We start from the raw sequence: 17689 nt of genomic DNA, 5'->3' as shown, positions 1-17689 counted from the left end.
GATACCTGTGAAAATTGGTTGCTGTTGGAGAATATAGAGCAGTATGGACGAAAAATTTACGAAAAGATATGAATCGTTCAAAAATTCCCTTGCGTCTTTAAGTGAAGCAAGGGAAAGAGATATGGAAGATTATTTTGTATTAAGTGGAACAAGTGCAAAATTCAGTATTACCTTTGATTTTGCGTGGAAAGTAATGAAGGATATCCTGGTTCAGTATTATGCGATCACAGGTTTTGTTGCCGAATCTCCCAGAGAAGTTTTGAGAGAATCTTTCAAGGCGGAGCTGATTCAGGGAGATGAGTGGATGAGTATGCTGAAGATTCGGAATCAGTTGGTGCATGATTATGACGGGATTATTGTGAAGAAATACTGTCAGACTATTGTGGATGTGTATATTGGGTAGTTTGAGGGATTTCAGACAAAAGTAGATAGATTATTTTGCTGAATGAAGAGAAGATAAGGAAAAGCACCCGTTCTGTAAGAAAAATCACTTACAGAACGGGTGCTTTGCACTATTTTACAGTTACTTTTACAGTGGCTTTCTTTTTGCCGGAGAGAACGGTAATCGTCGCGGTACCTTTCTTTCTGGCGGTGATGACTCCTTTGGAATTTACAGATGCTACTTTTGAGTTGGAAGATCTGTAAGTTATTCTTTCAACGGTGGTCAGAGGCGAACGTGATATTTTCAGTTTGTATGTCTTTTTCAGTTTCAGAGAAATGCGGGAAGGAGAAACCGTAAGTTTCTGAGTTGTCACTGCATTTTTCTGTACTTTGACCGTAATCGTAGCTTTCTTTCCGCTGGCAAGCGTTACGGTGATCTTGGTACTGCCGATGCGGATTCCTTTGATCTTACCCCGGGAATCAATGGATGCGATCTTTGTGTTGGAACTGCGGTAGGATTTTACCTTGTCACCTTTTGCAAGGCCTGTTACTTTGAAAGCGGTTGTGGTCTGGCCCTTTTTCAGGATAACAGAAGTCATGCTTAATTTAAGCGTTGGCTTCAGACGGGCAATGGATGCAGTAGCCTTTTTCTTACAGTAGGAGCAGGTGCGCTGTTTCTTACCGGTCTTCAGCACAGTCGCGGCTGTGGTGACTTTCCAGGAACTCCAGTTATGTGCTTTTTCAAGAATCTGGAAGGTAATGTTACGTTTTCCGGTGTAAGTGCCCAGACCTGTAAGAGTAACAGTGGCAGTTCCAGGCTTGATGTTGTCGGAATAGGTAAGAGTGTAATCCTTATCCAGAGTAAGGAGTGTGGAACCTGATCTTACGGTTACCGGAGGGAACTGTGCAGTACCGTTACAGTCAACATCCGGAACAGTAACGGTAAGTGTATCCACAGAGATCTCCGGTGAAGTAACTGTCACTGTACAGGATGCAGTAAATGCTCCGTCAAAGGTCTGCGCGGTGATAATGGCAATACCTGGGGAGACTGCTTTTACAGTACCGCTGCTGTCTACGGTGGCTACGGATTCTTTGTCAGAAATCCAGAGCACATCTTTTGTGGAGGCATTGGCAGGCTTGATGGAAGGTGTCAGTTTAAAGCTTTCTCCGGTGAGAAGAGCTTTCTGGGTCTGATCCAGCTGGATACTTTCCACGGAAACTGGCTGTGGAGCTGTTTTTCTGGTATCGGAAGCAGCCTGGGATTTTTCACCGGATTCATTTATCGGAGAGTAAACACCGGTATCCATGTCCTGCCCCTCCGGGATATAGGCATTGTATTTTTTTCCCGCAGTGAGAGGAATGTCGTTATAGGTGATCTTTCGGGAGAGTGTATCTCCGTTGTATTCCTCAATCTCATAGGTCATGGTTCCGTTATCATTGCCTACGAGCTTCAGATAGTAATCATCTCCGCAGAAGGAAATGAATTTCTCATCGTTTTCCACAGACATGATAATATCGTTATAGGAAGTGTCGACAACGTTATTGATGATAGAACCGCAAAGGTTATGGCTGCTGTCATATACATACACATCTACAGGGCACTTAATGGAAGTGTTTGTTTTTCGCCTGTTCTGGGCAGCGGCAGTCTGGGATGGCTTTGTAAGCATGGTGTACACAAGGTTTGAGAAAGAGCCATATCTGGAATTCCGGATAAGGTCCTGTACAGTTTTTGTGAAAAGAAGGTCTGCCACTTCATTGGCATAGTTGCCCCAGGCTTCGTTGTATACATTTTTGACGGAGGCTTCTGCCAGCTGTTTCACCTGCTCCGCAAAAGCTTTCGTGTCTGCACCGGCCAGCCCGATGATTCCGGAACAGTTATCCTGGCTGATGCTGTAATTCAGGGTGCCCAGAGAGCTGAAGTTTACATCAGAAAATTCGTAAGCACTGACAGAATAGGTAAAGTTGATGGTGCGGTCTCCTTTTTTGGTGCTGGCAGAGATGGCAAAGTGACCTTTCAGAGTTTTTCCTACGATAAAACTCTGTTTCGTAATGCCCATTTTTTCAAAAAGCTTTTCCAGAACCTGCTGACAGCTTTTATTCTTCTGATCGCCGGTATAGGAGAAGGAGGTGGAATTGATCGCTACAGCCATATAGCAGGATAAGAAGTCATAAAATTCTTCCATCTGCGGCTTGGTAAAGTAGTCATTCAGTTTCGGGTCAATGGTAAGAATACTGTTGTTTTTGCCCAGAATCTGTTGTGCGGAAGCAAGCTTCTGACCACGTTCAGTCTGTGACTTTTTCTTTTCTGTCTGCTGGTGCTGATAGTCATGGTTTGCCAGATAGATATGTTTTCCGCCGGAGAGAACATAAGAATCAGAATTTCCATAGCGGGCCAGGAATGAAACTGAAAAATCAGAGTTTGCTTTTTCAGCGATATAGTCAGACGAAATGCCAAATACAGCAGTGGCAATGGTTTTGGAGTCGGTTACTTTTACCTTTACAGGGGTTGAAAATTCCATTTTTGACAAAGCCAGAGCTTCCCGAAAATGAGCATTTAACGGCGCGGAAGCAAGGATTTTTATTCCGGTGACAGAAATCGTGTAGCCTGGCAGTAACTGACGGATCTCATCATAAGAGTAACTGGAATTTTGGGAAACCTTACATTTCAGTACCATATTCTGAGAAAGTGAGGTTTTCTGATACTGGCCGTTTTCATATACAAAGGTATTGGAATTATTGACATCTGTAATGGCCTGCATCTGAAGCTTTACAATATCCTCAGCTGCCTCCATGTGTGTAACACGGCTGTTGTCGTAATTAAAGACCACGATCTTGTCGGAGCTGTTCTGCAGGATGCTCATGGCACTGGTGAGACTGAAATTACCGGATACAGGATAATCTCTTCCTTCAATATTGATAGTTCCGTCTTCGGCATTTACAGCATCCAGCCGTCCGGCAATAATACGTTTACCTTCCTGTATCACTTCCTGAAATGGGATATTGTTGGTTTTTGCATAAGCATGGGCTGCGGATCCGGCAGTGCTTTTGATCACCAGATTTTTCCAGCCTGAGAATGCGGTGTCCGCAATGGAAGTGACAGAGTCCGGAATGGTGATCTCACCCAGAGCCGTGCAGTTTGCAAAGGAAAAGGAGCCGATGGAGGTGACGGAATCCGGGATGGAAACGGAGGTCAGGTGAGTAGTCTCGGAAGTGGAGAACCAGGCAAGATAATCCGGAATCTTTTCTATACCGTCTGCAAGGATCAGCTCAGTGAGGTTTTTTGCACCGTTTAAAGGACCATAATAAGATGTAGAGGAGTCACATTTGGTAAGCCCGGCCGGGATCGTAAGAGTAGTGACCAGGGTACCGGAAATAAAGTCATAGCCCAGTGTTTTCAGTTTGGAAGGAAGCTTTATGGATTCCAGGGCAGAGCATCCGGAAAAAGCATAAGAACCTATCGTGGTGATAGAATCACTGAGAATCACTTTTTCAAGAGAAGAACATCCGGAGAATGCATAGGAATCCAGTGAATTTATATTTTTGGAAAAGGAAATATTTTCCAGGGCTGTGCAGTTTCCAAAAGCGTTATATTTAATATCTGTCAGAAAACCACCTTTTGGGTTGTCCGAAAAGGAAAGAGATGAAACAGAGCTGCAGCCCCTGAAAGCATAGGAGTCGATAATCTTGACGGACTTTGGAAAAGAAAGCGTTTCCAGAGCCGTGCAGTTTTCAAAGGAAGAACTGCCAATGGACTGAAGGTCTTCGGACCATCGGATGGAGGCCAGCTTTTTACATCCGGAAAAAGCGTATCTGTCGATGGAAGTGACAGAGTCCGGAAAGCTGAGTTCACCCAGAGCCGTGCAGTTTGCAAAGGAATAGGAACCGATGGAGGTGACGGAATCCGGGATGGAAACGGAGGTCAGGTGAGTAGTCTCGGAAGTGGAGAACCAGGCAAGATAATCCGGAATCTTTTCCATACCGTTTGTAAGGATGAGCTCAGTAAGGTTTTCCGCGCCATGCAAAGGACCATAAGAGGTAGCGGAATTATAGGTATTGTAGGAGTTACATTTGGTAAGACCGGCCGGGATCGTAAGAGTAGTGACCAGGGTACCGGAAATAAAGCCATATCCCAGTGTTTTCAGCTTGGAAGGAAGCTTTATGGATTCCAGAGCAGAGCATCCGGAAAAAGCGTTGGAGCCGATTTCCGTAATGGTATCGGAGATTACAACGCTGGTAATGGAAAGATTATCTTTAAATGTAGAAGATGCTATCTGGGTAACGGTATAATTATCGATCTTGGACGGTACAGTTACAGAAGCAGCATTTCCGGTGTATTTTGTGATGGTTGCAGTGAGTCCGGAGATTGTGTACTGAAAATCACCGAAAGTGTTGGCATCGGCACCGGCAGAGGGAACACTTCCGTCGTCAAATTCCGGTTCCTGTGCAGAATCTTCGTCAGCAGATTCTTCCTGCGTTAAGGCCTCGGTATCTTCTGCATCGTCAGAAAAGTCCTCAGTAAGCTCCTGGACAGAGCCTTCTTCTGAAAGATCAGAATCGGCAGAATCAACATCGGAAATGGTTTCGGAAGTATCAGATGCAGAGAAATCCGATACAGCAGAGCTGTCTTCGTCAGTGGATGAAGCGTCGTCGGATACAGCAGTATCTGAGAGGCCGCTATAAGAAGATATGGAAACTTTTTCAGAAGTCTGAGCGACATCGCCTGGCTTCGGATCTTCAGCCAGGACGGCAGAAGCAGGCTGCAGGCACATGAGTACTGCAAGGGTGCAGGCCAGAAATTTCTTTTTCATAAGGGTGATCCTCCTTTGTGGATATATTTTTTTGATTCAGGGCAGCTGAGCAATATACTGTTCCAGAAGATTCATGGTTTCTTCCTGGCTGTAGACCAGGTGACTTCCGGGAAGGGTTCTGATAAATTCAGTGAATATCCTGCACAGAGAAGGCTCCTGGATGTGGATATTGCAGCAGTAGGCGCCAAAAACAAAGGCATTAGTGGTATAAATATGCAGTTCCGCAGGTGCTACATATAAAGAAAGATAGTCGGGAAGCTGCAGGTATGTGGGACGCACAATAAAACCGGAGATATTTCCGTCGGAGATATCTTCATGAAGCGAAAGGAGCATCTGACGGATATCCTCAGGATCGAGAGGCGGAACATACTGCGGTGGCAGATCCTGGAGAACACAGCTGGAGACAAGATCAGCCAGACCTTTTTCTGTAAAAATAGTGAGGTAATTCTGGGAAATCTGACGGAGTACGGAAAAATGTTGTTCTACCAGGCTGTACATGGCAGGATAAGGCATATCATCGCTGTTGAGATATTTCTGAATGATCTCGGGAGTTATGTAACGGCCGGTACATGGCTGATTCATAAAAATCTGAAGGGAATCAGGGGATGTTCCGTCGATATATTCCCGGAGAACATGCAGGATATCGTTGCCGCACCGGGTAAGCAGATCGCATTTGGGCAGCTGCTTCTGAAAAAAATCCCGGTAGTAGCCGATCAGCTCCTGGTCACCGCTGATCCGGGCTGTGCTCAGATCCCCGGAAAGCAGGATTAAGCAGGAGGGAGCAACGATGTAGTAGCTCAGCGGATAGATCGCAGAGGCAAAAAACGGTTCCGTGAAGTAATAAGGCTTATAGTTGCCGCGGGAAGCAAGACACATGGGAATCACGGACTCCAGTTTTTTTAAATTTCTGCGGACCGGATCAGGAGAGCTGATGCTGTCTGCATGATAAATACAAAGAATCTCATCAACGGAAAACGGATACTGGTTCAGCCACAGCTCCATAAATTCCATGGTCAGATCAAGCTTTTCCGGAAGATACATCTGGATTTCAGGATCTCTGTGATGGGAGACTTCATAGATCAGGGCAGAACGGATAAGACTATGGACAGCATATTCGCCGCTGATCAGGGAATCCGTGAGAGGAAGTGTATTCACCTCCGGAGGGGGAAACATGGAAAAATCAACGGCTGCCAGAGTATTTAGAAGAGTACAGACAGCCTGACGGTTTTCGTAAGCCTCTTCGCCCTGAAGACGGATATCATGAAGACGGAAAAATTCCTGACGTTCTTCCAGGGTCAGTCCGAAATATCGTGCAAGAGACTGAAGAGCCTTGTAGGGAAGAACCCGTTCGTCTTTTAGGGCTTTGTGAATGGAAGTTCTTTCGATGCCGGTGTTTCTGGCAATAGTGGTGATGGATTCCTCACTCTGTTTGATCAGAGCGCGGAGATAATTACTGAATTTTGACATAAGCGTGTCTCCTGTTCAATGACAGCAGCCTGGGCTGCCATAAGTAATTACCTAAATTATACAGGCTAAAATGGGAAAATTCAATCTGTGACAGCGGGTGTGACGGAGAAGAAGAAAATTTGTGCACATAATCAGTCCATTAAAAAAGGGTGTGTAGAATGAAAAATTAGCCCGACAAAATAAAAAAGCGGATAAAAACAGGGAGAAACCGATTGTAAATCTTAAAAAAGTGTAAAATCCACAAAAACCAGTTGCATTTTTTGTGCAGATGTATATTATATATAGTTAGCCGACTAATTAAAAAAGAAGATCACTGCTTCGTATATCATTAACAAAGAGCAGGTGTCTGATCGGATGAGAGAGGAGTGACAGCGTGTTTTGTAAGGAGGAAGATGAGAAAGAAAGGCAGAGCAGTTTTTTATCTCTGTTTATGAAGGTAGACCGTCATTTTATGACGAAATGCTTTGGTCAGATGCAGGAGCTTGGGATTTATCCGGGACAGATCCCGGTTCTGGGGCTTGTGTCCGGAAGGGATGGCCTGAGTCAGCGGGAAATTGCAAAGATCCTGCATATCAAGCCGCCTACGGTAAATGTATCGATACAGAGACTGGAGAAAGCAGGCTTTCTTTATAAGAAACCGGATGAAAAGGACCAGCGTGTGACCAGGATCTACATGACAGAAAAGGGAAAGGAAATCAAGGCAAAAGCACTGGAACGGATCCATAAAAATGAGGCCGTGATGATGGAAGGCTTCAGTGAGGCGGAACAGTGCCTGCTTCGGAGATTTCTGGAGCAGATCCTTGTAAATATCGAAAAGATCCAGCCGGAGGAAGCCATAGAAAAGCTTCATCCGGATGAAATGACAGAAAGGAAGGAACAGAAACGTGATTAAACTGATGAAATATCTGAAACGATCTGCAGGTTACATCGTACTCATCATTGCGCTTCTTTTTCTTCAGGCATACTGTGATCTGTCTCTGCCGAATTACACATCAAATATCATTAATGTGGGAATTCAGCAGAACGGTATTGAAGACAGTGTTCCTGAGAAGATCAGAAAGACGTCTATGGACAGTCTGAAGCTGTTTATGGAAGAGGATGATGCGAAAACTGTGGATGGATTTTATGAGGAAGAGGGAGATGATCTGGTATTAAAGGATAAAATCTCCAAAGAAGACAGAGAAGAACTCAACGATATCTTCGGCAAACCGATGGTGATCGTTTCTACTCTGATGTCCGACAGTGAAGAATCAAAGGCAGCTCTTGCAAAAATGGGAATCCCGGAAGGGACGGATCCACTGGCGGCTCTTTCTCAGATGCCGGCAGAGGCTTTGGCTGCTATGAAGGACCAGGTCGGAGAAAAGATCGACAAGATGCAGGAATCCATCATCACACAGGCAGGTGTTTCCTATGTTCGTGCAGAATATGAAGCCATGGGTGAAGATGTGGATGCCATACAGATGGATTACATGAAAGCAACAGGTATCCGCATGGTGCTGATGGCACTGGTCACCATGATGGCTGCAGTATGTGTGGTATTTCTTTCATCCAGAGTTGCTGCATCTATGGGACATGATCTCCGTGGACTGGTTTATAACAAAGTCATAGGTTTTTCCAGCAGAGAGTACCATAAGTTTTCAACAGCATCCCTGATCACACGATGCACGAACGATATCCAGCAGATCCAGCAGGTAATGGCTATGATGTTCCGTATCGTGCTTTACGCGCCAATCCTTGGAATCGGTGGTGTGATCCGCGTGCTTCAGAGAGATTCCTCCATGACATGGATCCTTGGGGTGGCCATTGTACTGATCATGGCATTTATGGCAATGCTGTTCAGGATTGCAATGCCGAAATTTACAGCTTTGCAGACCATGGTAGATAAGCTGAACCTGGTAACAAGAGAAATCCTTACCGGTATTCCGGTTATCCGTGCATTCAGCCGTGAAAAACATGAGGAGGAGCGTTTTGAGGATGCAAATATCACTCTGATGAAGACAAACCTCTTTGTAAACCGTTGTATGACATTTATGATGCCGGTGATGATGCTGATCATGAACGCAGTTTCCGTACTGACCATCTACAGCGGTTCTTATGCGGTAGACAGCGGAAGCATGCAGGTTGGTGATGTTATGGCATTTATCCAGTATGCAATGCAGATCATCATGTCATTTTTGATGATCACAGCAATGTCTATCATGCTGCCGAGAGCAAATGTATCTGCACGCCGTATCAACGAGGTGCTTGAGACAGAAGTCAGTGTCCAGGATCCGGAGGATCCGTTACAGCCTTCCCAGGATGTGAAGGGGACTGTAGAATTTGATCATGTAAGCTTCGCATATCCGGAGGCAGGAGAGAATGTTATCACAGACATTTCCTTCAAGGCAGAAAAAGGTGAGACAGTAGCGATCATCGGAAGTACAGGAAGCGGTAAGAGTACACTGATCAATCTGATCCCGCGTTTCTATGATGCAACAGAAGGATCTGTGAAAGTGGATGGCGTGGATGTCCGGAAAATGACACAGAAGGATGTCCGTGACAGGATCGGTTATGTTCCGCAGAAGGGTGTACTTTTCTCAGGAACCATTGATTCCAATATCCGTTACGGAAAGACAGAGATTTCGGAAGATGCAGTGAAAAAAGCAGCAGAGGTTGCACAGGCTACGGAGTTTATCGACACCAAGCCGGAGCGATATAAGACTCCGATCGCACAGGGAGGAAGCAATGTTTCCGGTGGACAGAAGCAGAGGCTTTCCATTGCCAGAGCTATCGCAAAAGATCCGGAGATCTTTATCTTTGATGACAGCTTTTCCGCACTGGATTTCAAAACAGACAGTACACTTCGAAAAGCGCTGAAAGAACATACAAAAGAAGCAACAACCATTATCGTGGCACAGCGTATCAGTACGATCTTAAATGCAGATAAGATCCTTGTACTGGACGATGGACATATGGCAGGGATCGGAAGCCATAAGGAGCTGATGAAATCCTGCGAGGTATATCGCCAGATTGCCATGAGTCAGTTATCAGAGGAGGAATTGGCATGAGTCAGCAGAGAAGAAGAGGCCCTATGGGCGGACACGGAATGCAGCCAACAGAGAAGGCCAAGGACTTCAAAGGCTCCATGAAAAAGCTCTTTGGCTATATGGGCAGATATAAATTCCGTTTTATCCTGATGTTTATCTTTGCAGTGGCAGGTACAGCGTTTAATATTGCAGGCCCGAAGATACTTGGAAAAGCTACCACAGAGCTGTTCAATGGTCTGGTTGCCAAGGTAAACGGTACAGGCGGTATTGATTTCAGTAAGATCGGAATGATCCTTCTGTGGACTTTGGGACTGTATGTGGCAAGTGCATGCTTTTCCCTGATCCAGGGTTTTGTCATGACGGGGATTTCTAATGATGTCACTTATAATCTCCGAAAAGATATCTCAAAGAAGATCAACCGTCTGCCAATGAATTATTTCGAGAGCCGGACAAACGGTGAGATCCTTTCCAGGGTGACAAACGATGTGGATACCCTGCAGATGAGTATCAACCAGAGTATGACCCAGCTGATCACATCCGTAACCACATTGATCGGTGTATTTATCATGATGCTTTCCATCAATGTGTGGATGACTCTGGCAGCACTTCTGATCCTGCCGATTTCCATGTTTATCATCAACAAGGTGATGAAACATTCACAGAAATATTTCCAGGCACAGCAGGAGTATCTTGGAAAAGTAAACGGCCAGGTGGAGGAGAACTTCGGTGGTCATGATGTAGTAAGAGTGTTCAATAAAGAACAGGACGTGCTCAAAGAATTTGAGCGTGATAATCAGAAGCTTTATGAGTCTGCATGGAAATCCCAGTTCTTTTCCGGAATGATGATGCCGATCATGCAGTTTGTAGGAAACCTTGGCTATGTGATGGTGGCACTTCTTGGAGGCGTTTTTGCCATCAGGGGAACCATTGAGGTTGGAGATATTCAGTCCTTTTTCCAGTACATCCGTAACTTTACACAGCCGATCCAGCAGATCGCACAGGTTACAAACCTTCTGCAGTCTTCCGCGGCAGCCTCCGAGCGTGTATTTGAATTCCTGGAGGAGCCGGAGGAAGAACTTCAGCCGGAGAATCCGGATTCTATTGAGGGACTGGAAGGAAATGTACAGTTTGAGCATGTAAAATTCGGCTACAACCCGGATAAGATCATTGTAAATGATTTTTCCGCGGATGTGCATGACGGTCAGAAGATCGCTATCGTAGGACCGACCGGTGCCGGAAAGACAACCATGGTCAAACTTCTGATGCGTTTCTATGATGTAAACGGCGGAAGTATCAAGGTTGACGGTCATGATGTCCGTAATTTCAACCGCAGTAATCTCCGTGAGATGTTTGGAATGGTACTGCAGGATACCTGGCTGTTCTCCGGAACCATTATGGAAAATATCCGGTACGGAAGACTGGATGCAACCGATGAAGAGGTGATCGCAGCTGCAAAAGCGGCTCATATCCACAACTTTATCATGCAGCAGCCTGGCGGCTATCAGATGGTTCTGGATGAGGAGACCAGCAACGTTTCCCAGGGCCAGAAGCAGCTGCTCACCATTGCAAGGGCGATCCTGGCGGACAATAAGATCCTGATCCTGGATGAGGCCACATCTTCCGTAGATACCAGAACCGAGATGCAGATCCAGAAGGCCATGGATAACCTGATGAAGGGCAGAACCAGCTTTGTCATTGCCCATAGGCTTTCCACCATTAGAGATGCAGATCTGATCCTGGTTATGAAAGACGGAGATATTATCGAGCAGGGCAATCATGAAGAACTGCTGGCAAGAAAAGGATTTTATGCAGATCTTTATAATAGTCAGTTCGAGAAAAAAGAGGCACAGGCATAAGCTGATAGAAAAACAAAGTGTTATTATATAAAAAAAGAGCGAAGCGGATTCCGAACGTCCGCTTCGCTTTTTTACTCTATACATCCGTTCCGCTTTCAGGTATAATTCTGTAGTAAGGACTCTGAAACAGGGCTTTCAAAAAAGGCTCCGGAGTATCTATAAAAAATGAAAGAAACGGGAGGATTTACCATGATCATAACAACAACACCATCGGTAGAGGGAAGAGCAATCCGTGAATATAAAGGAATCGCATTCGGAGAAGTGATCACAGGAGTGAATGTTATCAAGGACCTTGGCGCAGGTCTTCGGAATTTTTTCGGCGGAAGGAGTGCCGGATATGAGGAAGAGCTTCAGAAAGCCAGAGAAGAGGCACTGAAAGAGCTGGAGCAGCGCGCGGCAGCAATGGGAGCCAACGCAGTGATCGGTGTGGATATCGATTATGAGGTGCTTGGCGCAGACAATGGCATGCTGATGGTTACAGCAAGCGGAACAGCGGTAGTGGTGGATTAAGGCGTATGGCAGCAGTAAAAAACGGACGGGAATATCTTACACATGTGACAGAAACTCTGCGTCACCGGATCACTCAGCTGAATGATTCCATAGAAGCAGGTCAGAAAGAAATCGAAGGGATGCACGAGTACTACTGGGAAAACTACACAGAGATGGATCAGTACGGCTATGAGAACTTTGATAACCAGCAGGCACTTCTCCATGAGATCAATGCAAGCAATGAGAAGATCGAGCTGCGCCGCAGGTTCCGGAAAATGATGGATTCTCCATTTTTTGGAAGAGTAGATTTCTGTTATGAGGGCGACGATGAGCCTGAGATCTTTTATATCGGAATTGCAAACCTTGCGGAGGAAAACGGTGGCCTTCCACTGATCTATGACTGGAGAGCACCGGTGTCCGGACTGTTCTATGATTTTGACAAAGGGCCGGCATCCTATCAGGCACCTCTGGGGGAAATCCATGGAGACATTACTGCCAAGTGGCAGTATAAGATCCGTGGTGGAAAAATGATCTATGAGTTTGAAAGTGATGTGAAGATCGATGATGAGATCCTTAAGGCAGAGCTTGGAAGTAACGGAGATGTACAGCTGAAAAACATTATCCGCACCATTCAGAAAGAGCAGAATGCCATTATCCGAAACACTTCGGACCGGATCATGGTGATCCAGGGAGCTGCAGGAAGCGGCAAGACATCCATCGCCCTGCACAGGATCGCCTATCTTCTCTATCATGACAGGAAAAATCTGAAATCTTCTTCTGTGCTGGTGCTTTCACCCAACGGAGTGTTCTCGGATTATATTTCCCATATTCTGCCGGAGCTTGGAGAAGAGAATATCCGGGAGATGAGCTTTGATCTTTTTGCCTATAAGAGACTGAAAAATACAGTGTCAGACTGCGAAGACCGCTACGATCTGATCGAGCGACAGATCGCAGGATCGTGCGATGAGAAACTTCTGAAGGAAAAACAGTCCCGGGATTTTCTGGACCGCATGGAAGGGTATCTGGTAGAACTGGAAGACAGCCTTATGAATTTCCGGGATGTGGAACATCGTGGTGTAGTCAAAAAAGAACAGGAGATCATCGAGCTCTTTTACTTTAAATTTATGGATATCCCGCTGCTTTCCAGAATGGATGCAGTGGCGGAGTATTTCATTGATGAGGTGGAAACGCTGAAGGGATTTGACCTTCCGGAGGAAGAGCGGGAGGCAGTGAAGAGCCGGTTTTACCGGATGTACGAGACGAGAGACCTTTATGTTCTGTACAATCGTTTCCTGAGGCAGGAGGGATTTCCGGCGCTTCCACAGGTACAGTACGAAAAAAGAAAGCTTCGTTATGAGGATGTGTATCCGGTTCTGTATCTGAAATACCGGTTGGAAACCCAGCAGGAAGACAGTGGTGTCCGTCACCTGATCGTAGATGAGATGCAGGATTATTCCAGGATCCAGTATCTGATCATCCAGAAGCTTTTTAAATGTAAGATGACGATCCTTGGAGACCGGGAGCAGACCATGGACGGGGATCAGCAGGATGTACTCACATTCCTTCCGAAGATCTTTGGAAAAGATATCCGCAGGATCGTGATGAACAAGAGCTACCGTAACACTATTGAGATCGCTTCTTATGCAAATCAGCTTGCCGGGATCACAGAAGTGGAACTGTTTGAGCGTCATGGAAAACCGGTGGAGGAAAAAGAATTTCCGGGACTTATCGAGGCATTGGAGCGCGTGGTGAAGGAACTGAAACTGGAGAAGCAGGCAGTGACGGAAGCTGAAGCAGACAGAATGGAAATGGCAGATGTGGAGACAGCCGGTGCGGAAGGCCAGGAAGAATTTTCTTACGAGACAGCAGCGGTGATAACGAGAACTGTAGATGAGGCAAGAGAAGCATACTATATCCTTCAGAAAAAACTGGAAGCAGAAGGATTTGATACAAAGGAGCGGCTGTCCCTGCTTCACAGAGACAGTACAAACTTCAAAAAAGGTCTTACGGTTACCACCTTTTATATGGCAAAAGGCCTGGAATTTGACCAGGTATTTTCGGTATTTCCGAGAGCAGACCGAAGCCCTATCGTGCAGAGAGCCAGATATATTGCGGCAACCAGAGCGCTTCATGAAGTGTATATGTATGAAATAACAGAATAAAAAATAATACAAAACGCTGTAAAAGGAAATCGTGGTACAAAATTCCTTTTACAGCGTTTTTTGATGATTTTTTGATAAAGAATCAAAAGATATAATAGAGTTGTTCTATTTCATGTTTTCACAGAAGATTTCTTCCATAGATCCGGTAAGCGGAACACCAAGTTTCCGTAAGGTTCCGTCCAGAGCGTGGAAAACGTCGCGTACATTGTAGAAAGTTGCATTATTTCCCATGTGGCCGATGCGGATGACCTTGCCTGCGAGAACGTCGAAAGAACCTGCAAGCATGATGTTGTAGTCTTTTTTGACTCCGTCCAGGATCGCAGCGGCTGTGGTGCATTCTGGAACTTCAAAAACAGTTACAGTGCTGGAATAGCCGCTGTGGAGATACAGCTTAAGTCCGGCTCCTGTAATGGCCTTTCGGGAGGCTGCGGCGATTTTGGCATGGCGTGTAAGGATCCCGGGATCATCGGCAATGTTGTCAATAGCAGCCCGCAGGCCATAGATATCGCTGATTGGCATGGTATATGGAAACCATTTTTCTTCATAATAATGTGCAAAGGTTGTGAGATTTGCGTAGAAAGAAGCAATGGGTGTCTTTCTTTCAGTCATTGCCTTCTTTGCATCGCTGCTGACTACAACAAAGGTAAGTCCCGGAGGTGCGGATACCACCTTCTGTGATCCGCCGCACATGATATCAATCTGACATGCATCAATGTTCAGTGGTTCGCCGAAAGAAGCAGAGACAGAATCTACAACGGTAAGGATTCCATATTTTTTAAGAAGGGGACAGATGGCAGCGACATCGTTGAGCATACCACTTGGAGTATCGCCGTGAACTACGGTTGCATATTTGTAGTCATGGTTATCTGCAAGAAAATCTTCCAGTTCCTTCACATCGAGGGTATTCCGGTAATCTCGGGTATAAAGTTCCGGTTTGCCTCCGTACATGGAAACAAAATCGGCAAAGCCTTTTCCATAGATACCATTGTCGAGAACGAGAACCTTATCTCCAGGCTCAGTCATGGAAGCGATGGCAGCCTCCAGACCAAGAATACCCTCACCACTTAAGATGAGGGTTTCATTGGAGGTGTGGAGAAGAGCGCTGATCTTCTCACAGGTTTCTTTATAAAATTCGACAAAATCTTCGTCCAGATCCGGGTTGGTGCATTCCAGGCTTCTTGCCAGACGGACATTTTCTGCGACCTGTGTAGGTCCCGGTGTCATGATCTTATACATAAACTCACCTCTTGTTTTCTTTGGTTATTTATTTTTTTAATCCGGTTTTTCTTGCTGCAAGGTTTAATGGTGTGATCACTACGAGAACGATAACTGCTGCAACTCCAATCTGTACCAGGTTTCCAGGAATAGAAGATACAGGTGCCAGAGGGTTTCCGTAGATGATAACTTCTGCGATGTAGTAACCGACAACCTTGATCACGCAGGCTGCTGCGATGGCGATCACATACCATTTCATGTTCTGATGTTTGTGGTCTTCTGTGATTTTACCTACGGTGAATCCCATGATGCCTACGATGATAAGGGTAAATGGTGCCCAAAGGGTCCAGCCGGAGAGAAGGTCGAACAAGCCCATTCCGATTCCGCCTGCGATGGCTCCGGTTTTCTTTCCAAATAAAATGGCACCGATGAAGAGCGGTACATTTCCAAGGTGGATCAGTCCGCCGTTGGCTGCAATTGGAAGCTTGACATTAATAAATGCTGTGAAGATATAAGTCAGTGCAACAAATACGGCTGTGATGGTGAGAAACTGAACAGATGAAAGTTCCTGATCGGTTCCCTGAGATGTCTGAACTGCTTTTTCCATAGTTATGAATCCTTTCCCGAAAACATCTTTATATAGATGTCCTCTTTTCATATGTTTTTGGTTGGATATACTTTACAACATGAGTGTATACGAATAAAGACACAATTATCGAAAAAAAAAAGGGGACAGATTAAAAGAAAACAGAAATTCTGTATCGGAGACGTAAAACCGGAAATACAGAATCTGATGTGGAATGGAATAAGATAGGCACATCTGGGGAGATTATAATATAGGAAGAAGTCTGTACGGAACAGGATATTTGTTTACAGGATATTCATAAAGTACAGGGAGAAATCAATTGACAAAGTTGTAATAAAATCGTAAAATGTAGCAAAGAGTGTGTTCAGGAGTGAATATTCCGGACACACTTTGTGACTGATGATGATTATGAGGAGGATACTATGAAGAATAAAAAATTTATCGCACTTTTAGCTATGACTGTTGCTCTCTCTGGTGTCATGACTGCATGTAGTTTCGGAGGTGGAAAAGAGGACAGCGTGGTTGTGGAGTCTACTCCTACTCCTACACCTGCGAAGAAAGCGACAGCTACACCGACTGTTGCGGCAGATGCACAGAACACAACCTACACATCCAAGGATAAATCCGTAGCGATTAAGCTTCCGGATGCAACCTGGGCTAATAAATCCGATGAGACAGATATGTTAAGCTTTGAGTCTCCGGATCAGGGTAAAATTCTGATCCTTCACGGTTCTGGTGCAGATCTGGAGTCTGCGGTAATTCCGAATTCACAGGATATGGCCGTTTCCATGACACAGGCAGAGAACATGGTCAATGGAACCGATTTTGAGATCCAGGATTATAAGTCAGACCAGAAAGATGGAATCAATATCTATTCCTACACTGTAAAATACAAGGATACAACCAAGAGTGATGGTTATGTATATGCCATCAATAAATATTTTGTAAATGACAGCGAGTATTACAGCCTTGTGGCATCTGTTAAAAAAGAGGATGCTCTGAAAAAGGTTCAGGAGTCTGTCGACAGCTTTGCAATCCTTGGTGATTCCACTCTGAAGAGTGCGGCAAATGGTTCCGCAGCCAAGACTGCCGGTAAAGGTAATGCAGCAGCTTCCTCTGACGGAAGTGCATCTGCAGATGGTAATGCAGCAGCTTCTTCTAACGGAACAGCATCTGACGGAACATCTACAGACGGAAGCACATCTACAGACGGAAGTGCAGCATCTGACGGAACATCTACAGACGGAAGCAGTACATCTGACGGTTCTTCCGATGGAACTGCATCCACTGACAGCAGCTCCTCCGGTGCTATTGTAAATGGCGGATTTACAGATGAGCAGCTTGGCAACACAGATGAGACAAGAACTATTTACAGAAACTCCGATGGTAAACCACGTGTTATCGTTCCGGACGGAAACGGTGCATGGATGGATAACGAAGGAAACCGTTTCACCTTCTCTTCTCAGTATGACTGTGATGTATATGAAGAGGATGGAACAAGCTTCTACTGGCACGGTGAGGCTGCAGACGTATACTATATGCCTGTACAGTAAAGCCTGGAGCAGCAGGAGATTCGGTTAGATAAGAAATCCGGGATCACAGCTTTTATGGCTGCGGTCCCGGATTTTTTGTGTCATATTATGTCAGAGGCGTATACTTATACAGGAAGACATGGTATAATGTGAACGCTGCGGGCGAT

General features: G+C 45.4%; 11 protein-coding genes. 7 read left to right on the top strand and 4 right to left on the bottom strand.

Features of this window, described 5'->3' with window-relative positions; translation table 11 throughout:
- The first annotated feature begins 43 nt into the window (after positions 1–43).
- On the top strand, positions 44–403 hold the full coding sequence (locus tag LI091_RS01810; RefSeq protein WP_265190712.1) for a nucleotidyltransferase substrate binding protein: 360 nt from the start codon (positions 44–46) through the stop codon (positions 401–403).
- 109 nt (positions 404–512) lie between these two features.
- Here the strand turns inward: LI091_RS01810 and LI091_RS01805 are convergent, their stop codons facing one another.
- Positions 513–5189, bottom strand: coding sequence for a leucine-rich repeat protein (locus tag LI091_RS01805; protein WP_265190711.1), 4677 nt, complete (start codon positions 5187–5189; stop codon positions 513–515).
- 36 nt (positions 5190–5225) lie between these two features.
- A complete protein-coding gene (locus tag LI091_RS01800) occupies positions 5226–6656 on the bottom strand; it encodes a helix-turn-helix domain-containing protein (RefSeq protein WP_265190710.1) in 1431 nt (476 codons plus the stop codon).
- Positions 6657–7029: 373 nt separating this feature from the next.
- On the opposite strand from LI091_RS01800, the gene LI091_RS01795 reads away from it, so the two are divergent.
- The 5 genes from LI091_RS01795 to LI091_RS01775 all read left to right on the top strand — a co-directional run bounded on the left by LI091_RS01795 (position 7030) and on the right by LI091_RS01775 (position 14189).
- Positions 7030–7548 carry a MarR family winged helix-turn-helix transcriptional regulator gene (locus LI091_RS01795; RefSeq protein WP_227588606.1) on the top strand — a complete coding sequence of 173 codons (519 nt, stop codon included), beginning with the start codon at positions 7030–7032 and terminating at the stop codon, positions 7546–7548.
- A complete protein-coding gene (locus LI091_RS01790) occupies positions 7541–9703 on the top strand; it encodes an ABC transporter ATP-binding protein (protein ID WP_265190708.1) in 2163 nt (720 codons plus the stop codon). The genes LI091_RS01795 and LI091_RS01790 overlap by 8 nt, the downstream gene beginning before the upstream one ends.
- Complete coding sequence (locus LI091_RS01785; protein ID WP_195567000.1) at positions 9700–11538, top strand: ABC transporter ATP-binding protein; 1839 nt, start codon at positions 9700–9702, stop codon at positions 11536–11538. Before LI091_RS01790 ends, LI091_RS01785 begins: the two co-directional genes overlap by 4 nt.
- A gap of 189 nt (positions 11539–11727) precedes the next feature.
- Positions 11728–12048 carry a putative heavy metal-binding protein gene (locus LI091_RS01780; RefSeq protein ID WP_021977063.1) on the top strand — a complete coding sequence of 107 codons (321 nt, stop codon included), beginning with the start codon at positions 11728–11730 and terminating at the stop codon, positions 12046–12048.
- Between the two features lie 5 nt (positions 12049–12053).
- Positions 12054–14189: a HelD family protein gene (locus LI091_RS01775; protein WP_265190707.1), complete on the top strand. Its 2136-nt coding sequence runs from the start codon at positions 12054–12056 to the stop codon at positions 14187–14189.
- 105 nt (positions 14190–14294) lie between these two features.
- Here LI091_RS01775 and LI091_RS01770 read toward each other — a convergent pair whose 3' ends face one another.
- Both LI091_RS01770 and LI091_RS01765 read right to left on the bottom strand, forming a co-directional pair.
- Positions 14295–15425 (bottom strand): pyridoxal-phosphate-dependent aminotransferase family protein, encoded by a 1131-nt coding sequence (locus tag LI091_RS01770; protein WP_118071228.1) that lies wholly within the window; start codon positions 15423–15425, stop codon positions 14295–14297.
- A 28-nt stretch (positions 15426–15453) separates the two neighbouring features.
- Complete coding sequence (locus LI091_RS01765; protein ID WP_021977066.1) at positions 15454–16011, bottom strand: ECF transporter S component; 558 nt, start codon at positions 16009–16011, stop codon at positions 15454–15456.
- Positions 16012–16412: 401 nt separating this feature from the next.
- Between LI091_RS01765 and LI091_RS01760 the strand changes: the two genes are divergently transcribed.
- Entirely contained in the window at positions 16413–17543 is a 1131-nt protein-coding gene (locus LI091_RS01760) for a hypothetical protein (RefSeq protein ID WP_265190706.1), read from the top strand.
- Positions 17544–17689 lie beyond the last annotated feature (146 nt).

The organism is Blautia sp. MSK20_18, from assembly GCF_020553125.1.
In the GTDB taxonomy this organism is placed as follows: Bacteria; Bacillota; Clostridia; order Lachnospirales; family Lachnospiraceae; genus Blautia_A; species Blautia_A fusiformis.
The sequence above is the reverse complement of the archived record's forward strand: the minus strand, read 5'-3'. Positions and strand labels throughout refer to the sequence as shown.

Bases quoted from the DNA above. Each gene is read 5' to 3' on its own strand.
- LI091_RS01800 (WP_265190710.1), bottom strand. From the start codon at position 6,656: ATGTCAAAATTCAGTAATTATCTCCGCGCTCTGATCAAACAGAGTGAG.
- LI091_RS01770 (WP_118071228.1), bottom strand. From the start codon at position 15,425: ATGTATAAGATCATGACACCGGGACCTACACAGGTCGCAGAAAATGTC.
- LI091_RS01810 (WP_265190712.1), top strand. From the start codon at position 44: ATGGACGAAAAATTTACGAAAAGATATGAATCGTTCAAAAATTCCCTT.
- LI091_RS01765 (WP_021977066.1), bottom strand. From the start codon at position 16,011: ATGGAAAAAGCAGTTCAGACATCTCAGGGAACCGATCAGGAACTTTCA.
- LI091_RS01760 (WP_265190706.1), top strand. From the start codon at position 16,413: ATGAAGAATAAAAAATTTATCGCACTTTTAGCTATGACTGTTGCTCTC.
- LI091_RS01805 (WP_265190711.1), bottom strand. From the start codon at position 5,189: ATGAAAAAGAAATTTCTGGCCTGCACCCTTGCAGTACTCATGTGCCTG.
- LI091_RS01775 (WP_265190707.1), top strand. From the start codon at position 12,054: ATGGCAGCAGTAAAAAACGGACGGGAATATCTTACACATGTGACAGAA.
- LI091_RS01785 (WP_195567000.1), top strand. From the start codon at position 9,700: ATGAGTCAGCAGAGAAGAAGAGGCCCTATGGGCGGACACGGAATGCAG.
- LI091_RS01780 (WP_021977063.1), top strand. From the start codon at position 11,728: ATGATCATAACAACAACACCATCGGTAGAGGGAAGAGCAATCCGTGAA.